This is a genomic window from Stenotrophomonas sp., from assembly GCF_031995405.1.
Taxonomy (GTDB): Bacteria; Pseudomonadota; Gammaproteobacteria; order Xanthomonadales; family Xanthomonadaceae; genus Stenotrophomonas.
The window spans coordinates 14,725-29,783 of sequence record NZ_DAMAGC010000043.1 but is presented as its reverse complement, the minus strand read 5'-3'; the positions used below and the strand labels follow the sequence as shown (position 1 = coordinate 29,783).

13 protein-coding genes and 1 pseudogene are annotated in these 15,059 nt (G+C 68.9%); 8 read left to right on the top strand and 6 right to left on the bottom strand.

The features are described from left to right. Nucleotides 1–142: pseudogene (locus RTO53_RS09940) on the top strand (LysR family transcriptional regulator); the annotation flags it as partial. Between the two features lie 138 nt (nt 143–280). On the opposite strand, the gene recN reads toward RTO53_RS09940, so the two are convergent. Then, complete coding sequence (gene recN / locus RTO53_RS09935) at nt 281–1,942, bottom strand: DNA repair protein RecN (protein WP_312237637.1); 1,662 nt, start codon at nt 1,940–1,942, stop codon at nt 281–283. Nucleotides 1,943–2,081: 139 nt separating this feature from the next. On the opposite strand from recN, the gene hrcA reads away from it, so the two are divergent. The 6 genes from hrcA (at nt 2,082) to RTO53_RS09905 (ending at nt 9,319) form a co-directional block, all read left to right on the top strand. Next, the gene (gene hrcA / locus RTO53_RS09930; protein ID WP_256774014.1) at nt 2,082–3,149 is read left to right on the top strand and encodes a heat-inducible transcriptional repressor HrcA; all 1,068 of its coding nucleotides are present in this window, start codon (nt 2,082–2,084) and stop codon (nt 3,147–3,149) included. Between the two features lie 83 nt (nt 3,150–3,232). Beyond that, nucleotides 3,233–3,748 (top strand): nucleotide exchange factor GrpE, encoded by a 516-nt coding sequence (gene grpE, locus RTO53_RS09925; protein WP_312237636.1) that lies wholly within the window; start codon nt 3,233–3,235, stop codon nt 3,746–3,748. Nucleotides 3,749–3,893: 145 nt separating this feature from the next. Continuing rightward, a complete protein-coding gene (gene dnaK, locus RTO53_RS09920) occupies nt 3,894–5,822 on the top strand; it encodes a molecular chaperone DnaK (protein ID WP_312237635.1) in 1,929 nt (642 codons plus the stop codon). 163 nt (nt 5,823–5,985) lie between these two features. Beyond that, nucleotides 5,986–7,119, top strand: a complete 1,134-nt coding sequence (dnaJ, locus tag RTO53_RS09915) for a molecular chaperone DnaJ (RefSeq protein ID WP_312237634.1) — start codon at nt 5,986–5,988, stop codon at nt 7,117–7,119. A gap of 182 nt (nt 7,120–7,301) precedes the next feature. After that, nucleotides 7,302–8,210: a pyridoxal kinase gene (gene pdxY / locus RTO53_RS09910; RefSeq protein WP_312237633.1), complete on the top strand. Its 909-nt coding sequence runs from the start codon at nt 7,302–7,304 to the stop codon at nt 8,208–8,210. After that, complete coding sequence (locus RTO53_RS09905) at nt 8,207–9,319, top strand: prephenate dehydrogenase (protein ID WP_312237632.1); 1,113 nt, start codon at nt 8,207–8,209, stop codon at nt 9,317–9,319. The genes pdxY and RTO53_RS09905 overlap by 4 nt, the downstream gene beginning before the upstream one ends. 177 nt (nt 9,320–9,496) lie before the next feature. Here RTO53_RS09905 and RTO53_RS09900 read toward each other — a convergent pair whose 3' ends face one another. The 5 genes from RTO53_RS09900 to RTO53_RS09880 form a co-directional block, all read right to left on the bottom strand. After that, complete coding sequence (locus RTO53_RS09900) at nt 9,497–9,691, bottom strand: hypothetical protein (protein ID WP_312237631.1); 195 nt, start codon at nt 9,689–9,691, stop codon at nt 9,497–9,499. 74 nt (nt 9,692–9,765) lie between these two features. Then, nucleotides 9,766–11,532, bottom strand: a complete 1,767-nt coding sequence (locus RTO53_RS09895) for an ABC transporter transmembrane domain-containing protein (protein WP_312237630.1) — start codon at nt 11,530–11,532, stop codon at nt 9,766–9,768. Beyond that, on the bottom strand, nt 11,525–12,133 hold the full coding sequence (locus tag RTO53_RS09890; protein WP_312237629.1) for a YigZ family protein: 609 nt from the start codon (nt 12,131–12,133) through the stop codon (nt 11,525–11,527). Before RTO53_RS09890 ends, RTO53_RS09895 begins: the two co-directional genes overlap by 8 nt. Nucleotides 12,134–12,170: 37 nt before the next feature. Next, complete coding sequence (locus RTO53_RS09885; protein ID WP_312237628.1) at nt 12,171–13,145, bottom strand: hypothetical protein; 975 nt, start codon at nt 13,143–13,145, stop codon at nt 12,171–12,173. Continuing rightward, nucleotides 13,142–13,660 carry an RNA polymerase sigma factor gene (locus tag RTO53_RS09880; protein WP_312237638.1) on the bottom strand — a complete coding sequence of 173 codons (519 nt, stop codon included), beginning with the start codon at nt 13,658–13,660 and terminating at the stop codon, nt 13,142–13,144. Before RTO53_RS09880 ends, RTO53_RS09885 begins: the two co-directional genes overlap by 4 nt. A gap of 243 nt (nt 13,661–13,903) precedes the next feature. Between RTO53_RS09880 and RTO53_RS09875 the strand changes: the two genes are divergently transcribed. Next, nucleotides 13,904–15,059, top strand: a 1,156-nt coding sequence (locus RTO53_RS09875) for a GAF domain-containing protein (protein ID WP_312237627.1), incomplete at its 3' end; no start/stop codon positions are given.

Genomic DNA, 15,059 nt, shown 5'->3' with positions numbered 1-15,059 from the left:
AGTGCTGGAGCAGGCCAACCCGGGCGACCTGGAAGAAGTGCACGCGGTCTTCCAGGGGCAGGGCGGCTACCTGCCGCTGCGGGTGCGCGCGCTGCTGGATTTCCTGGTCGAGCGGGTGGATCTGGCCCGCCCGTTGGGGTGATGGTCGCGGGGGCGGCCGGCAGCGCGAGGCGCCGGCGCCTGTAGGGGGCCGCGGTGCAGTGCGTCGAGTGTGTCGGGGGTCGGCCAGCGGCCGGCACTACCGCCGCGGTGTGTACCGACCGTGGGTCGGTACGTGTCCTCAGACCTGCAGCAGCTTGCGGGCGGCCGCGCGGGCTTCCTTGCTGACTTCCACGCCGCCCAGCATCCGCGCCAGTTCCTCCTCGCGGGCCTTGGGATCCAGCTTCTCCACCGCGCTCTGGGTCATGCCATCCACCGGCGCCTTGCTGACCCGGTAATGCGCGTGGCCCTTGGAGGCGACCTGCGGCAAGTGGGTGACGCACAGTACCTGGCGCTTCTCGCCAAGGGCGCGCAGCTTGTGCCCGACGATGTCGGCCACCGCGCCGCCGATGCCCGAATCGACTTCGTCGAAGACCATGGTCGGCACCGCGTCCAGGCCCAGCGCGGCCACCTCGATGGCCAGCGAAATACGTGACAGTTCACCGCCGGAGGCGACCTTGCGCAAGGCGCGCGGCGGCTGCCCGGCATTGGCGGCGACCAGGAACTCGACCCGCTCGGCGCCGTTGGGGTCCGGCTTGAGCACGGTCTGCGGCTCGATGTCGATCAGGAACTGCCCGCCGCCCATGCCCAGCTCACCGATCAGCGTGGTGGTGGTGTCCGACAGCGCCTTGGCGGCCTCGCGCCGGCTCCTGCTCAGCACCTCGGCCACGGTCTGCCACTGGCCGGCGGCGCGATCGATCTCGCCGGCCAGCGCCTGCAGCCGGGTATCGGCGCCGCGCAGCTGCTCGACTTCCGCTTCCATCGCGTCGCGGTGCTCGCCCAGCGCTTCCATCGGCACGCGGTGCTTGCGCGCCAGGTCGTGCAGGCGACCGAGCCGACGCTCGATGTCCTCGAACTGCTCGGGGTCGGCGTCCAGGTCGTCGTGGACGCGGTCCAGCAGCGCCAGCGCCTCGTCCAGCTGGATGGCGGCGCTGTCGAGCAGGGCGTCCACCTCGCCCAGGCGCGGGTCATGCTCGGCCACCCGCGACAGGTCGTGGCGGGTCTGCTGCAGCAGTTGCAGCGCGGAGACGTCCTCGTCGCCGTTCAGGCGCGCCACGGCCACATCGCAGGCGGCGATCAGCGCGCTGGCGTGGGCCTGGCGGCGGTGGCTGCTGCCGAGCTGGGCGATCGAGGCCGGTTCCAGATCCTCACGCTGCAGCTCGCCCAGCTGGTGTTCCAGGTAGCCGATGCGGTCGCTGACATCGCCCTGGCGCGACAGCGATTCGGCCTCGTCCACCAGCGCCTGCCAGCGCGCCGCCGCCTGGCGCACCTGGCCGCGCTCGGCCTCGTTGCGTGCGAAGGCATCCAGCAGCGCCAGCTGCGAGGGCCGCGCAAGCAGCGCCTGTTGTTCATGCTGGCCATGGATTTCCACCAGCGTGGACGCCAGCTCGGTCAGCTGGGTGAGGGTGACCGGTCGCCCGTTGATCCACGCGCGCGAGCCGCCGTCGGCACGGATGATCCGGCGCAGCTGGCACTGGTCCTCGTCGTCCAGTTCGTTCTCGCGCAGCCAGCGCCGCGCCGGGGCGTCCTCGCCGGGGGCGAATTCGGCCGACAGTTCCGCGCGGGCGGCGCCGTGGCGAACCACGCCGCTGTCGGCGCGCAGGCCGGACAGGAAGCCGAGCGCGTCCACCATCAGCGACTTGCCTGCGCCGGTCTCGCCGGAAACCACGGTCATGCCCGCCCCGAATTCGAGTTCGGTCGCGCGGACGACGGCAAAATCCTTGATCGATAGATGTTTGAGCATGGTTGTCTGTTCTCGAGCCGCGCAACGCTAGCATGGGCGAGGGGCGGCTCCAATGCGCGGATATCAATCGTGATGTACCGATGGCTTGCCAACGGGCCCCATCGCCATTATCTAGTGTTGCGTCTCACAGGCTGATTCCATGCACCCCTCCGCCACCCATCTCGCTCCCCGCGCCCGCCATCTGCTGCGGACGCTGATCGCGCGCCATATCCAGGACGGCGAGCCGGTGGGGTCGCAGACGCTGGCGCGACTGGCCGGGCTGGATGTCAGCCCGGCCACCATCCGCAACATTCTCGGCGACCTGGAAGACCTCGGCCTGCTCAGTTCCCCGCATACCTCGGCCGGGCGGGTGCCCACCGCGCACGGCTACCGGGTGTTCGTGGACAGCCTGGTCAAGATGCAGCCGCCGGGCGAAGGCGAGCTGAGCCGGCTGCGCAGCGAGCTGGCCACCGGCACGGGCACCCAGGCGCTGCTCGGCAGTGCGTCGGAGCTGTTGTCGGCGATGAGCCACTTCGTCGGCGTGGTCAGCGCCCCGCGCCGCGAGCAGTTCGCCTTCCGCCACATCGATTTCGTGGCGCTGGACGCCGGACGCGTGCTGGCGATCCTGGTCTTTGCCGACAACGAAGTGCAGAACCGGGTGATCGAGCCGCGCCGTGCCTTCGGGCCGGGCGAGCTGGAGCAGGTCGCCAACTACCTCAATGCCAACTGCGCGGGCCGGCCGCTGGCCGAGATCCGTGCGCGCCTGCTGCTGGAGCTGCGCGATGCCCAGTCGGAAATGGAGCAGCTGCTGGCGCACAGCATCGAGCTGGCCGAGCAGGCGATGGTGCCGCCGGCCGATGACATGGTGCTGGCCGGGGCGACCCGCTTGATGGGGGTGCAGGACCTGTCCGACCTGGAGCGCCTGCGCGAGCTGTTCGATGTGTTTGCCAGCAAGCGCGAGATCCTGCAGCTGCTCGAACGCACCATCCAGGCCCCGGGCGTGCGCATCTTCATCGGCGAAGAAACCGGGGTGATGCCGCTGGAAGGGGTCTCGCTGGTCACCGCGCCTTACTCGGCCGGCGGCCAGGTGCTGGGCGTGCTGGGGGTGATCGGCCCGAAGCGGATGGCGTATGACCGCATGATTCCGCTGGTGGAGGCTACCGCGCAGGTGCTCGGCGCCGCGCTAGGCGACCCGGCGGGCGGCGGATTGTCCCGCGATCGCGCATAAACCTGGCATCGGACTCTTGAATCCGCACCCCGCGCCCACATAGGGGTGGGTGGAGGCGGAGAGTCACCGCCAAGGATCCGGAAATGAACCAAGATCAGCCCGATATCGCATCCCAGAATCCCGCCGGTGAACCGGCTGCCGAGCCGTCCCTGCAGCAGCAGCTGGACAGCCTGCACAACGAGCTCGCCCTGCTGCGTGCCGAGTCGCTGCGCGAGCGCGCCGACCTGGACAACCAGCGCAAGCGCGTGGCACGCGACGTGGAACAGGCGCGCCGCTTCGCCAATGAGAAGCTGCTGGGCGAGCTGCTGCCGGTGTTCGACAGCCTCGACGCCGGCCTGAGTGCCGCCGGCACCGAGCCCAGCCCGCTGCGCGAAGGCCTGGAGCTGACCTACAAGCAGTTGCTCAAGGTCGCCGCCGACAACGGCCTAACCCTGCTCGACCCGACCGGCCAGGCCTTCAACCCGGACCACCACCAGGCCATCAGCCAGGTCGACGCGCCCGGCGCGGCGCCCGGCAGCGTGGTGCAGGTGTTCCAGAAGGGCTACCTGCTCAACGATCGCCTGCTGCGCCCGGCGCTGGTCGTGGTCGCCCGCGATTGAGGTGGCTTGCGCGACGCTGAATGCGTTGCGCTTCCACCGGACACAGTGTTTGGTGGGTGGCTTGAATGTGATCCAGCCGTCCCCCACATCCCATTCATAACCCGGCAGCAGCCGGATGTTCCCAGAACTTTCAGGAGTCTCCCTCATGGGCAAGATCATTGGTATCGACCTCGGCACCACCAACTCGTGTGTGGCGATCATGGACGGCGGCAAGGCCCGCGTCATCGAAAATGCCGAAGGCGATCGCACCACGCCTTCCATCGTCGCCTACACCAAGGACGGCGAAGTCCTGGTCGGCGCCTCGGCCAAGCGCCAGGCCGTCACCAACCCGAAGAACACCTTCTACGCCGTCAAGCGCCTGATCGGCCGCAAGTTCACCGACGCTGAAGTCCAGAAGGACATCGCGCACGTGCCCTACGGCATCCTGGCCCACGACAACGGCGACGCCTGGGTGCAGACCAGCGACGCCAAGAAGATGGCCCCGCAGGAAATCTCCGCCCGCGTGCTGGAGAAGATGAAGAAGACCGCCGAAGCCTTCCTGGGTGAGACCGTCACCGAGGCGGTGATCACCGTGCCGGCCTACTTCAACGACAGCCAGCGCCAGGCCACCAAGGACGCCGGCCGCATCGCCGGCCTGGACGTCAAGCGCATCATCAACGAGCCGACCGCGGCCGCGCTGGCCTATGGCCTGGACAAGGGCGACAACAAGGATCGCAAGATCGTGGTGTACGACCTGGGCGGCGGTACCTTCGACGTGTCGGTGATCGAGATCGCCAACGTCGACGGTGAAAAGCAGTTCGAAGTGCTGGCCACCAACGGCGACACCTTCCTGGGCGGCGAAGACTTCGACAACCGCGTCATCGAGTATCTGGTCGACGAGTTCAACAAGGACCAGGGCATCGACCTGCGCAAGGATCCGTTGGCCCTGCAGCGCCTGAAGGACGCCGCCGAGCGCGCCAAGATCGAGCTGTCCAGCGCCCAGCAGACCGAAGTGAATCTGCCGTACGTCACCGCTGACGCCTCCGGTCCGAAGCACCTGAACATCAAGCTGACCCGCGCCAAGCTGGAAGCGCTGGTGGAAGAGCTGATCAAGAAGTCGATCGAGCCGTGCCGCGTGGCGTTGAACGACGCCGGCCTGCGCTCGAGCGACATCAGCGAAGTGATCCTGGTCGGTGGCCAGACCCGCATGCCGAAGGTGCAGCAGGCGGTGACCGAATTCTTCGGCAAGGAACCGCGCAAGGACGTCAACCCGGACGAAGCCGTGGCACTGGGTGCGGCGATCCAGGGCGGCGTGCTGGGCGGCGACGTCAAGGACGTGCTGCTGCTGGACGTGACCCCGCTGTCGCTGGGCATCGAAACCATGGGCGGCGTGTTCACCAAGATCATCGAGAAGAACACCACCATCCCGACCAAGGCCTCGCAGGTGTTCTCCACCGCCGAGGACAACCAGTCGGCCGTGACCGTGCACGTGCTGCAGGGTGAGCGCGAGCAGGCCCGCTTCAACAAGTCGCTGGCCAAGTTCGACCTCTCCGGCATCGAGCCGTCCCCGCGTGGCATGCCGCAGGTGGAAGTGTCCTTCGACATCGACGCCAACGGCATCCTGCACGTGTCGGCCAAGGACAAGAAGACCAACAAGGAACAGAAGGTCGAGATCAAGGCCGGTTCGGGTCTGTCCGAGGACGAGATCGCGCGCATGGTCGCCGATGCGGAAGCGAACCGCGAAGAAGACAAGAAGTTCCATGAGCTGGTGCAGGCCCGCAACCAGGCCGACGCCCTGATCCACGGTACCCGTACCGCGATCACCGAGCACGGCAGCAAGGTCGGTGGCGATGTGATCGGCAAGGTCGAGTCGGCGCTGGCCGACCTGGAAACGGCGATGAAGGGCGACGACAAGGCGCAGATCGAAGCCAAGTCGAAGGTCCTGGAAGAAGCCGGCCAGGCCCTGTTTGCCGCCTCGGCCGCAGCCGAGCAGGGCGGTGCCGCCCCGGGTCCGGACGCCGGTGCCAACAACGGCGCGCACGACGATGTGGTCGACGCCGAGTTCACCGAAGTCAAGGACGACAAGAAGTCCTGATCCGGACAGGACGCGGGACGTTGCGCAGGCAACGTCCCGTGCTTGTTTCCCCCTAGGTCCTGGCAGCCGCCTGCGGTTTGTCGGGGCGCCCCGGCGAAAGAGCGGACCTGGTTCCGCTCTTCCGCTTTGACGAATCCCGACCACCGGAACCCGATTCAACCCTATGAGCAAGCGTGATTACTACGAAGTGCTGGGCGTCTCCCGCACCGCGACCGAAGAAGAGCTGAAGAAGTCCTATCGCCGTTGCGCGATGAAGTTCCACCCGGACCGCAACCCGGGCGACAGCGCGGCCGAAGCCTCCTTCAAGGAGTGCAAGGAAGCCTACGAAACCCTGTCCGACAGCAACAAGCGCCGCATGTACGACGCGCACGGCCATGCGGCTTTCGAGCATGGCATGGGCGGTGGCGGTGGTGGCCCCGGCGGCCCGGACATGGGCGATATCTTCGGTGACATCTTCGGCAACATCTTCGGCGGCGCCGGTGGTGGTGGCCAGCGCCAGGCCCGTCGCGGCGCCGATGTCGGCTATGTGATGGAGCTGGACCTGGAAGAAGCGGTGATGGGCGTGGAACGCCGCATCGAGATTCCGACCCTGGCCGAATGCGACGACTGCAACGGCAGTGGCTCCGAAGACGGCAAGGTGGATACCTGCAGCGTGTGCCATGGCCACGGCCAGGTGCGCATCCAGCGCGGCATCTTCGCGATGCAGCAGGCGTGCCACAACTGCAACGGGCGCGGCAAGATCATCCAGACCCCGTGCAAGACCTGCCACGGCAATGGCCGTGTGGAGGAAGACAAGGTGTTGTCGGTGAAGGTGCCTGCAGGCGTCGACAGCGGCGACCGCATCCGCTTGTCCGGCGAAGGCGAGGCCGGTCCGGCCGGGACCCCGCCGGGCGATCTGTACGTGGAAGTGCGGGTGCGCGAGCACGCGATCTTCCAGCGCGACGGCGACGACCTGCACTGCGAAGTGCCGATCCGCATCTCGCAGGCCGCGCTGGGTGACACCGTGCGCGTGGCTACCCTGGGCGGTTATGCGGAAATCCGCATTCCGGCCGAAACCCAGACCGGCAAGCTGTTCCGCCTGCGTGGCAAGGGCGTGCGTTCGGTGCGCAGCCGCAGCGAAGGCGACCTGTACTGCCGCGTGGTGGTGGAGACCCCGGTCAACCTGACCCCCGAACAGCGCAAGCTGCTGGAGCAGTTCGAAACCACCTTCACCGGCGACGAAGCGCGCAAGCACTCGCCGAAGTCGGCGACGTTCATCGACGGCGTGAAGGGTTTCTGGGATCGGATGACCTCGTAAGCGACCCGCGATTCAACGCACGTGACGAAGGCCCGCTGGCGACAGCGGGCCTTTTTCATGCATCGCCAGGTAGAGCCACCCCATGGGTGGCTGCACCTGGATCCGGCACCGTGCGCAGCCACCCATGGGGTGGCTCTACCCGGCATCGCCGCCATGCGGGGCGGCAGGCGTAAAATGCCGGCATGAACGAATCCCTCGAAAGCCATCTGGTCCATGGACGCCGCCAGCGCCCGGACGGTCCGTCGCCGGTCGACGTCATCTCGGTGCAGTCGCAGCTGGTGTACGGCTACGCCGGCAACAGCGCCGCCGTGCCGCCGTTGCGCGCACTGGGCGTGCGCGTCGCCGAAATCCCCACCACGCTGCTGAGCAATGCGCCGTTCTACGAGACCACCCGGGGCCGCGTGCTGCCGTCGGACTGGTTCGCCGACCTGCTGCTGGGTGCCGGCGAGCGCGGGCTGCCACAGCGGGCGCGGATGCTGATTTCCGGCTATTTCGGCAGCGTCGGCAACGGCGCGGCCTTCGCCGACTGGCTCGATGCGGTGTTGCCGTCTTCACCGCAGCTGCGCTACTGCCTGGACCCGGTGATCGGCGACACCCACACCGGCCCTTACGTTGAGCCGGGCCTGGAAAAGGTCTTCGCCGAACGCCTGCTGCCGCATGCCTGGCTGGTCACTCCCAACGCCTTCGAACTCGGTCGCCTGACCGGCATGCCGAGCCTGGCCCAGGACGAGGCCATCGCCGCCGCGCAGACCCTGCTCGCGCGGGGGCCGGAATGGGTGCTCGCCCACAGCGTCGGCGGTGACCCGGGACAGCTGGTCACGCTGGCGGTCAGCCGTGATGCGATCTGGCGCTGGTCCTCGCCACACCTGCCGGTGGACGTGGCCGGTACCGGCGATGTGCTGATGTCGCTACTGGTGGCGTTCCTGCTGCGCGGCGAAGCGTTCGAGCAGGCGATCTCGCGCGCCATCGCCGGCGTGCACGTGGCGCTGGAAACCACCCTGGCCAACGGCCATGAAGAGTTCGACGTGCTGGCCGCCGCGCCGGCCGCGCTGGCCCTGCCGCAGCGCTTCGTGCCCGAGCGCTTGGCGTGAGGGCAGCACCGGTTGTCGGCATCGTCGGCAGCGCCGGCGCCTACGGGCGTTGGCTGCGGGGGTTCCTCGAGCGGCGCATGGGCCTGGAGGTAATCGGCCACGATCCGGCCGATCCGCACTCGGACGATCCGGAGCTGCTGCTGCAGCGGGCCGATGTCCTGGTTTTCTCCGCCCCCATCCGCCACACGCCTGCGCTGATCGCCGACTACGTGGCGCGTTCGGCCGGGCGCGAGGCCGGGCGCCTGTGGCTGGATGTGACCTCGGTAAAGAGCGACCCGGTCGCGGCGATGCTGGCTTCGCAGGCCGAGGTGGTGGGGCTGCATCCGATGACCGCACCGCCCAAGGCGCCGACGCTGAAGGGCCGGGTGATGGTGGTCTGCGAGGCGCGGTTGTCGCAGTGGCAGCCCTGGGTGCAACAGCTGTGCGACGCGCTGGAGGCCGAGTGCGTGCGTGCCACGCCCGCCCACCACGACCAGGTGATGGCGCTGGTGCAGGCGATGGTGCACGCCACGCACCTGGCCCAGGCCGGCGTGCTGCGCGAGTACGCGCCCCTGCTCGGCGCGCTGCCGGCGTTGATGCCGTACCGCTCGGCATCGTTCGAACTGGACACGGCGATCATCGCGCGCATCCTGTCGTTGAACCCGGCCATCTACGAAGACATCCAGTTCGGCAACCCGCACGTGGGCCCGATGCTGGACCGCCTGCTGGGCCAGCTGCAGCAGTTGCGTGATCAGGTCGGGCAGGGCGATGACGCTGCCCGCGCGGCCTTCCGCCAGCACCTGCTGCTGGACAACCGTGACAGCCAGGGCGAGGCGGTACTGGCCGAAGGCAACTACACCTTCGAGCGGGTCGGCTACCTGCTGGCCGACCTGACCGAACGCAATGCGATCAGCGTGCACCTGCCCGAGGACCGCCCCGGGTCGCTGCGTGAACTGCTGCACGTGTTCGAGCGGCATGCGGTGAGCCTGGCGTCGATCCATTCCTCGCGCACGCCGGCCGGTGAGGTGCATTTCCGTGTGGGCTTCGTGGCTGGCAGCGATGCGGCGGCGCTGCAGCGCGCGGCGCAGGAAATCGATGCGTCCGGAATCGGCCGGGTGTTGCCGCGCTGACGTGCTGACGTGCTGCAACGCCGCATTCATCCACAGGGGGTGTGGATGAGTTGCGCACAAACATGTGGATAACCGCGCGCAGCCCTTGCCGGGAAAGGCTGTCAAGAAGGCTGGCCAGAAAATGACCAGTGTTTCGCAAACTATTTTTCTTGACACCGATCGCCGTGCGGCGGGTGCTCAGGTGGTGAGGATCAACTCGCCGCCGCGGGTGCGGAACTGGCGGCCGTCACGTACCAGATGGCGGCCATCGGCCAGCTCATAGCGCGCGCTGTTGTCGGCCGGCGCGCCTTTGTCTGGCTGCTCTTCCTTGAACTCGACGATGACGTAACTTTCGCCGTTGGCGTCGGTGGCGGGGAACTGTCGGAACGACATGCAAGACCTCCTGCGGTGGCACGCATCGATGACCTGATGCGCACCATGCAACGCCCGACGTTAGCGGTGCGTCATCACTCGATGAACTGCAGCCTGGCCAGTTCGGCGTACATGCCACCCTCGGCGAGCAGCTCGGCATGGGTGCCCTGCGCGACGATGCGGCCATGGTCCATCACCACGATGCGGTCGGCCTTGAGCACGGTCGCCAGGCGGTGTGCGATCACCAGCGTGGTGCGCCCGGCCATCAGCCGTTCCAGCGCCTGCTGCACCGCGCGCTCGCTCTGCGCATCCAGCGCGCTGGTGGCTTCGTCGAGCAGCAGGATCGGCGCGTCCTTGAGCAGTGCACGGGCGATCGCGATGCGCTGCTGCTGGCCACCGGACAGGCGTGCGCCACGCTCACCCAGTTCGCTCAGGTAGCCGTCGGGCAGCGCCTGCAGGAACTCATCGGCTTCGGCCGCTTCAGCGGCGCGCTGCACCTCTTCGTCGGTGGCCTCCAGGCGCCCGTAGCGGATGTTCTCCAGCGCGGTGCTGGCAAACAGGGTGGGCTGCTGTGGCACCAGTGCCAGCTGCGCGCGCAACTGCGCCGGATCGACCCGGCGCACGTCCACGCCATCGACCCGGATGCTGCCCGAGGCGGGATCGTGGAAGCGCAACAGCATCGACAGCACCGTGCTCTTGCCCGCGCCGGACGGACCGACCAGGGCCACGGTCTCGCCGGGGCGTACGTGCAGGTTGAAATGCTCCAGCGCGGCGGTATCCGGGCGCTGCGGGTAATGGAAGACCACATCGTCGAAGCGGATCTCGCCGCGCAACGGCGCAGGCAGCGGCAGCGGATCGGCCGGGGTGGTGATTTCGATGTCTTCCTGCAGCAGTTCGGCGATCCGGCCCATGCCGCCGGACGCGCGCTGCAGTTCGTTCCACACTTCGGCCAGGGCGCCGACCGAGCCGCCGCCGATCAGCGCGTAGAGCACGAACTGCCCAAGCGTACCGGCGGTCATCTCGCCGTCGATGACATCGTGCGCACCCAGCCACAGCACGCCGACGATCGCGCCGAACACCAGCACGATCGCGGTGGCGGTGACGATCGACTGTGCCCCGATGCGGCGCCGCGCGGCGCGGATCGATTCGGCCAGTGCCGCGTTGAAGCGACCCCGTTCGTACGGTTCGCGCGCATGCGCCTGCACCGTGCGCACCGCGCCGAGGGTTTCGGCGGCAAGGCTGTTCGCATCGGCGACGCGGTCCTGGCTGGCGCGCGAGATGTTGCGCAGCCGGCGTGCGCCGATGATGATCGGCAACACCGCCAGCGGGATGCCCACCAGCGACCACGCGGCCAGGCGGGGGCTGGTGACGAACAGCATCACCAGGCTGCCCACCACGGTGACGCTGCTGCGCAGCGCGACCGACATCGTGGAGCCGATCACGCTGCGCAGCAGTTCGCTGTCGGCGGTGAGCCGGGACACCAGTTCGCCGCTGCGGCTGCGGTCGTGGAAACCGGCACCGAGTGCGATCAGGTGCGCGTACAGGCGGCTGCGCAGATCGGCGACGACCTTTTCGCCGAGCAGCGACACGAAGAAGAAACGCGCGGCGGTGGCCAGCGCCAGCAGCACCGCGACCAGGAACAACAGGGCGAACGCGCGGTTGATCTGGCCGCTGTCGTTGAAGCCGTGATCGATCATCAGCTTCACCGCCGGTGGGAGGCTCAGCGTGGCCACCGATGACAGCGCCAGGGCCACCAGCCAGGCCACGAACAACCCGGTGTGGCGACGCACGAACGGCCACAGCGTGCCCAGGCTGCCGAGCTGACGCACGGCCGGGGCCGGCGCGGGGGAGGTATCAGTCATTCAGATGGCCTGGTTCGGGGCATGTTTCGATGCGGATACGATCACGGGTGGCGTCGCGCAGGCGGATTTTCAACGGGTCGGCCTGATCGGCCGGCAAACGGACCTGCAGCTCGACCCCCGACGGGGTGAAGCGTTCGTCCAGTTTTTCGGCGCCGTGACCGGCCAGGGCGGCGTGCAGGGTGCCCAGATCCTCGAAACCGGCGAGGATGCGCAGCGCGGCCAGCGCGATCAAGGGCTGCCGTGGGGCAGTGCGCAGGCACTCTGCGGCCGTGCCGCCGTAAGCGCGGACCAGACCGCCGGCGCCCAGTTTGATGCCGCCATACCAGCGGATCACCACCACCATCACCCGGTCGAAGCCCTGGCTGTCGATCGCCGCCAGGATCGGGCGCCCGGCGGTACCGGCCGGTTCGCCGTCGTCGCTGGAGCGGTACTCGCCGCCATGCCGGTAGGCCCAGCAGTTGTGGGTGGCGTCGGGCACGGCCACCTGCTGCAGGAAGGCCAGGGCCGCCGCCGCGTCCTCGATGGGCACGGCATGGGCGATGAAGCGGCTGTGCTTGATCTCCAGGCTGTGGCTGACGGGGGTGGCGAGCGTGTCGGACATTCCCACCATTGTAGTGGGATGGCCGCGAGCGGGCGCGTCAGTGGTCCAGCAGCGGACGCACGTCGCGCGGGACGCGGGTTTCCGGATAATGCTGCAGATAGCGTTCGAGGCTGGCGCGCGCGGTATCCACGTCGCCGTTGTCGCGGCGTTCGCGGATCCGCTGCAGCCATTGCTTGCGTGGCAGCGCGGCATCGGCGTCGACGGCGGCGTTGACTGCGCTGTCGGACAACGTGCCGCTCACGGCCGCTGGCGCCGCGCGGCGCATCACCCCGGGTGCTCCGGCTGCGTTGCGCGCGGGTTCGGCCGCCATCGGCGCGGACCGGGACTCCGCGGCCTGCTGGCGTACGCGGCTGCCGGTGGTGGTGATCTTCTCCAGCGCAGGCGCAGAAGCAGGTGCGGAAGCAGGCGCTGGCGCGGCGTCCATCGCGTAGGCCTGGGACGCCGGTGCGGCGGCCACCGGGGCGGCCGGCGCCGGCGCGGGCGGCGGCAGCGGTGCGGCCTTGATCGGGGCGGGCACGGGCGGAGTGATGGACCGCTCGCGCGTGTCGGCGCGTGGCGGCGCCGGCGGCGCGGACTGTTTCGCTGCGGGTGCCGTGGCCACCTCGGCCACGTCGGCCGCCGCCATCGGGGTTTCAGCGCGGCGTGCCTCGGGGGCCACCGGCGCCGCTGCGGGTGCGGGCAGCGCCTCGACGGCAGCCGACGGGGCGGCGCTGGGCGGTGGCTGCGGTGCGTCGGGCTTGAGCTGCCAGGCGATGCCCACGGCGAATACCACCGAGGCGGCGAGCCCGATCACGGCGGGCAGTCGTGAGCGGGTACGGCGCCGGCGCGGGATGCCGTGGTCAGGGCTTGGCGCTGCTGCGCCTGCGGCGGCCACCGGCTGCGGGTGCAGCGACGCCCGCGCGGCCGCCAGCACGGCCTCGTCGAGCGCGCTTGGCGGTGCAGTGGGCGCGGTACGGCCGAGCAGGCGCGCCAGCTCGCGTTCTTCCGGGGTCAGTGGCGCGGAGCGGTTCATTCGGTCAACCCCGCGCGCAGCTTGTCCATCGCGTAGCGCAGGCGCGATTTGACGGTCTCACGGCCCACGCCGGTGATCTCGGCGATCTCCTCCAGGCTCAGCTCCTGCTCCAGGCGCAACTGCAGTACCTCGCGCTGTTCGTCGGGCAGCTGTTCCATGGCCAGCTGCAGCCGGCGGCGCTGTTCGAACTCGGACAGCTGGGTTTCCGGCGTACGCGTGTCGCTCATGCGGGCGACTCGCTCCTCGGCATCACCGGGGGCGGGTGGGCGATGCCGCGCCGCACGCCAGTGATCGTTGAGCCGATTGTGGGCGATGCGGAACAGCCAGGTGGTGAAGGCCGCATCGGGTTGCCAACCGGCACGCGCGGCGATCACGCGCTGCCATACGTCCTGGAACATCTCGTCGGCCAGCGCCGCATCGCGCAGCTGGCGCAGCAGGAAGCTGTACAGGCGGCTGCGGTGGCGCGCATACAGGATTTCGAACGCAGGCAGCTCGCCACCGGCCCAGGCCAGCATCAGCGATTCATCGGTTGGCAGGGCAGCGGCGTCCACGGCGCACAGGGTAAGCGCTGGGCCGGATTCCGCATAGCAGGGCGATGTGGGCGCGGGGGCAGGGGACAACATGGGCGCGGGCGGAGGGGGCGATGTCCCGTTGAACGTCCCGTGGCGATGAACGGGGTTGCGGGCTTCCACTGCCCCCCGGTCGGCGCGCTATGCTCAGGCCACAGGGGAGGTGCCGGGCATCCGGCGCCAGAAGAGATGAACATGTTGTCCAGCCAGGTAGTGACGTCCTTGGGGCATCCGGATCGTGAGTCAGTGGTCTCCGCCGCGCTCGCGCAGGCCCTGTGCGCGCTGCTTCCCGGCGATGCACAGGTGGCCGTGGCGTGGTCGGACCCGGGACTGGGCGAAGGCTGCCAGGCGCATCCGCTGCCGGAAAGCGCCTCGGCCGAGCTGCTGGATGCGCTGCTGGGCGACGCGGCCGGCGTGCACACCGCGCTGCGCCGCTGGCAGCACCAGGGCAGCGAGCTGGCGGTGCGGGCGCTGACCGGCGCCAACGCCATGCCCGACGAGGCCTGGTGGGCGATCGCGCTGCGTGCGCTGCAGGACGCGCTGGCGCTGGCGCGGCAACGCGAGCAGATCAAGTCGCTGGAAAACTCCAAGCGGCTGCAGCAGGCGCTCTACGAGATCGCCGACCTGGCCGGTGCGGACCTGGAAATGGCCGAGATGCTGCGGCATTTCCATCGCGTGCTCAATTCGCTCATGTACGCGCAGAACTGCTACATCGTCGAGTACGACGACGTACGCCGGCGGGTACGCTTCCTGTACTTCGCCGACCAGCGCGACAGTTTCGTCGCCGATCCGGACCGCAGTTACGAAGAACATGAAATGCCGCGCAGCCTGACCTTCGCGCTGCTGCGCCACGGGCAGCCGCTGAGCGGGCCGTCCAACGAACTGCTGGCGGCGATGAACGACGAGTACGACCCCAGCCGTGGCCCGGAGAGCCTGGACTGGCTTGGCGTACCGATGCTGCGCGAGGGCCGTGTGTGCGGGGCGATCGTGGTCCAGAGCTACGAGCACCGGGTGCGCTACAACGAGGCCGACCGCACGCTGCTGGGTTACGTGGCCCAGCACATCCTGACCGCGATGGACCGGCGCCAGGCACAGGTACAGCTGGAACGCCAGGTCGAGCGCCGCACCGTGGAGCTGCAGCGTGCCAACCGCAGCCTGCAGGACGAGGTGGTGGAGCGGCGACGTGCGGAGAAGCTGCAGCTGGCGCTGTTCAACATCGCCGAGATGGCGATGAGCGCCGAAAACCTCGCGCAGTTCTACGTGCAGGTGCATGGCGTGGTCGGCACGCTGCTGGACGCGCGCAATTTCTACATCGCGCTGGTCAACGAGAGCGGCGACGGCCTGG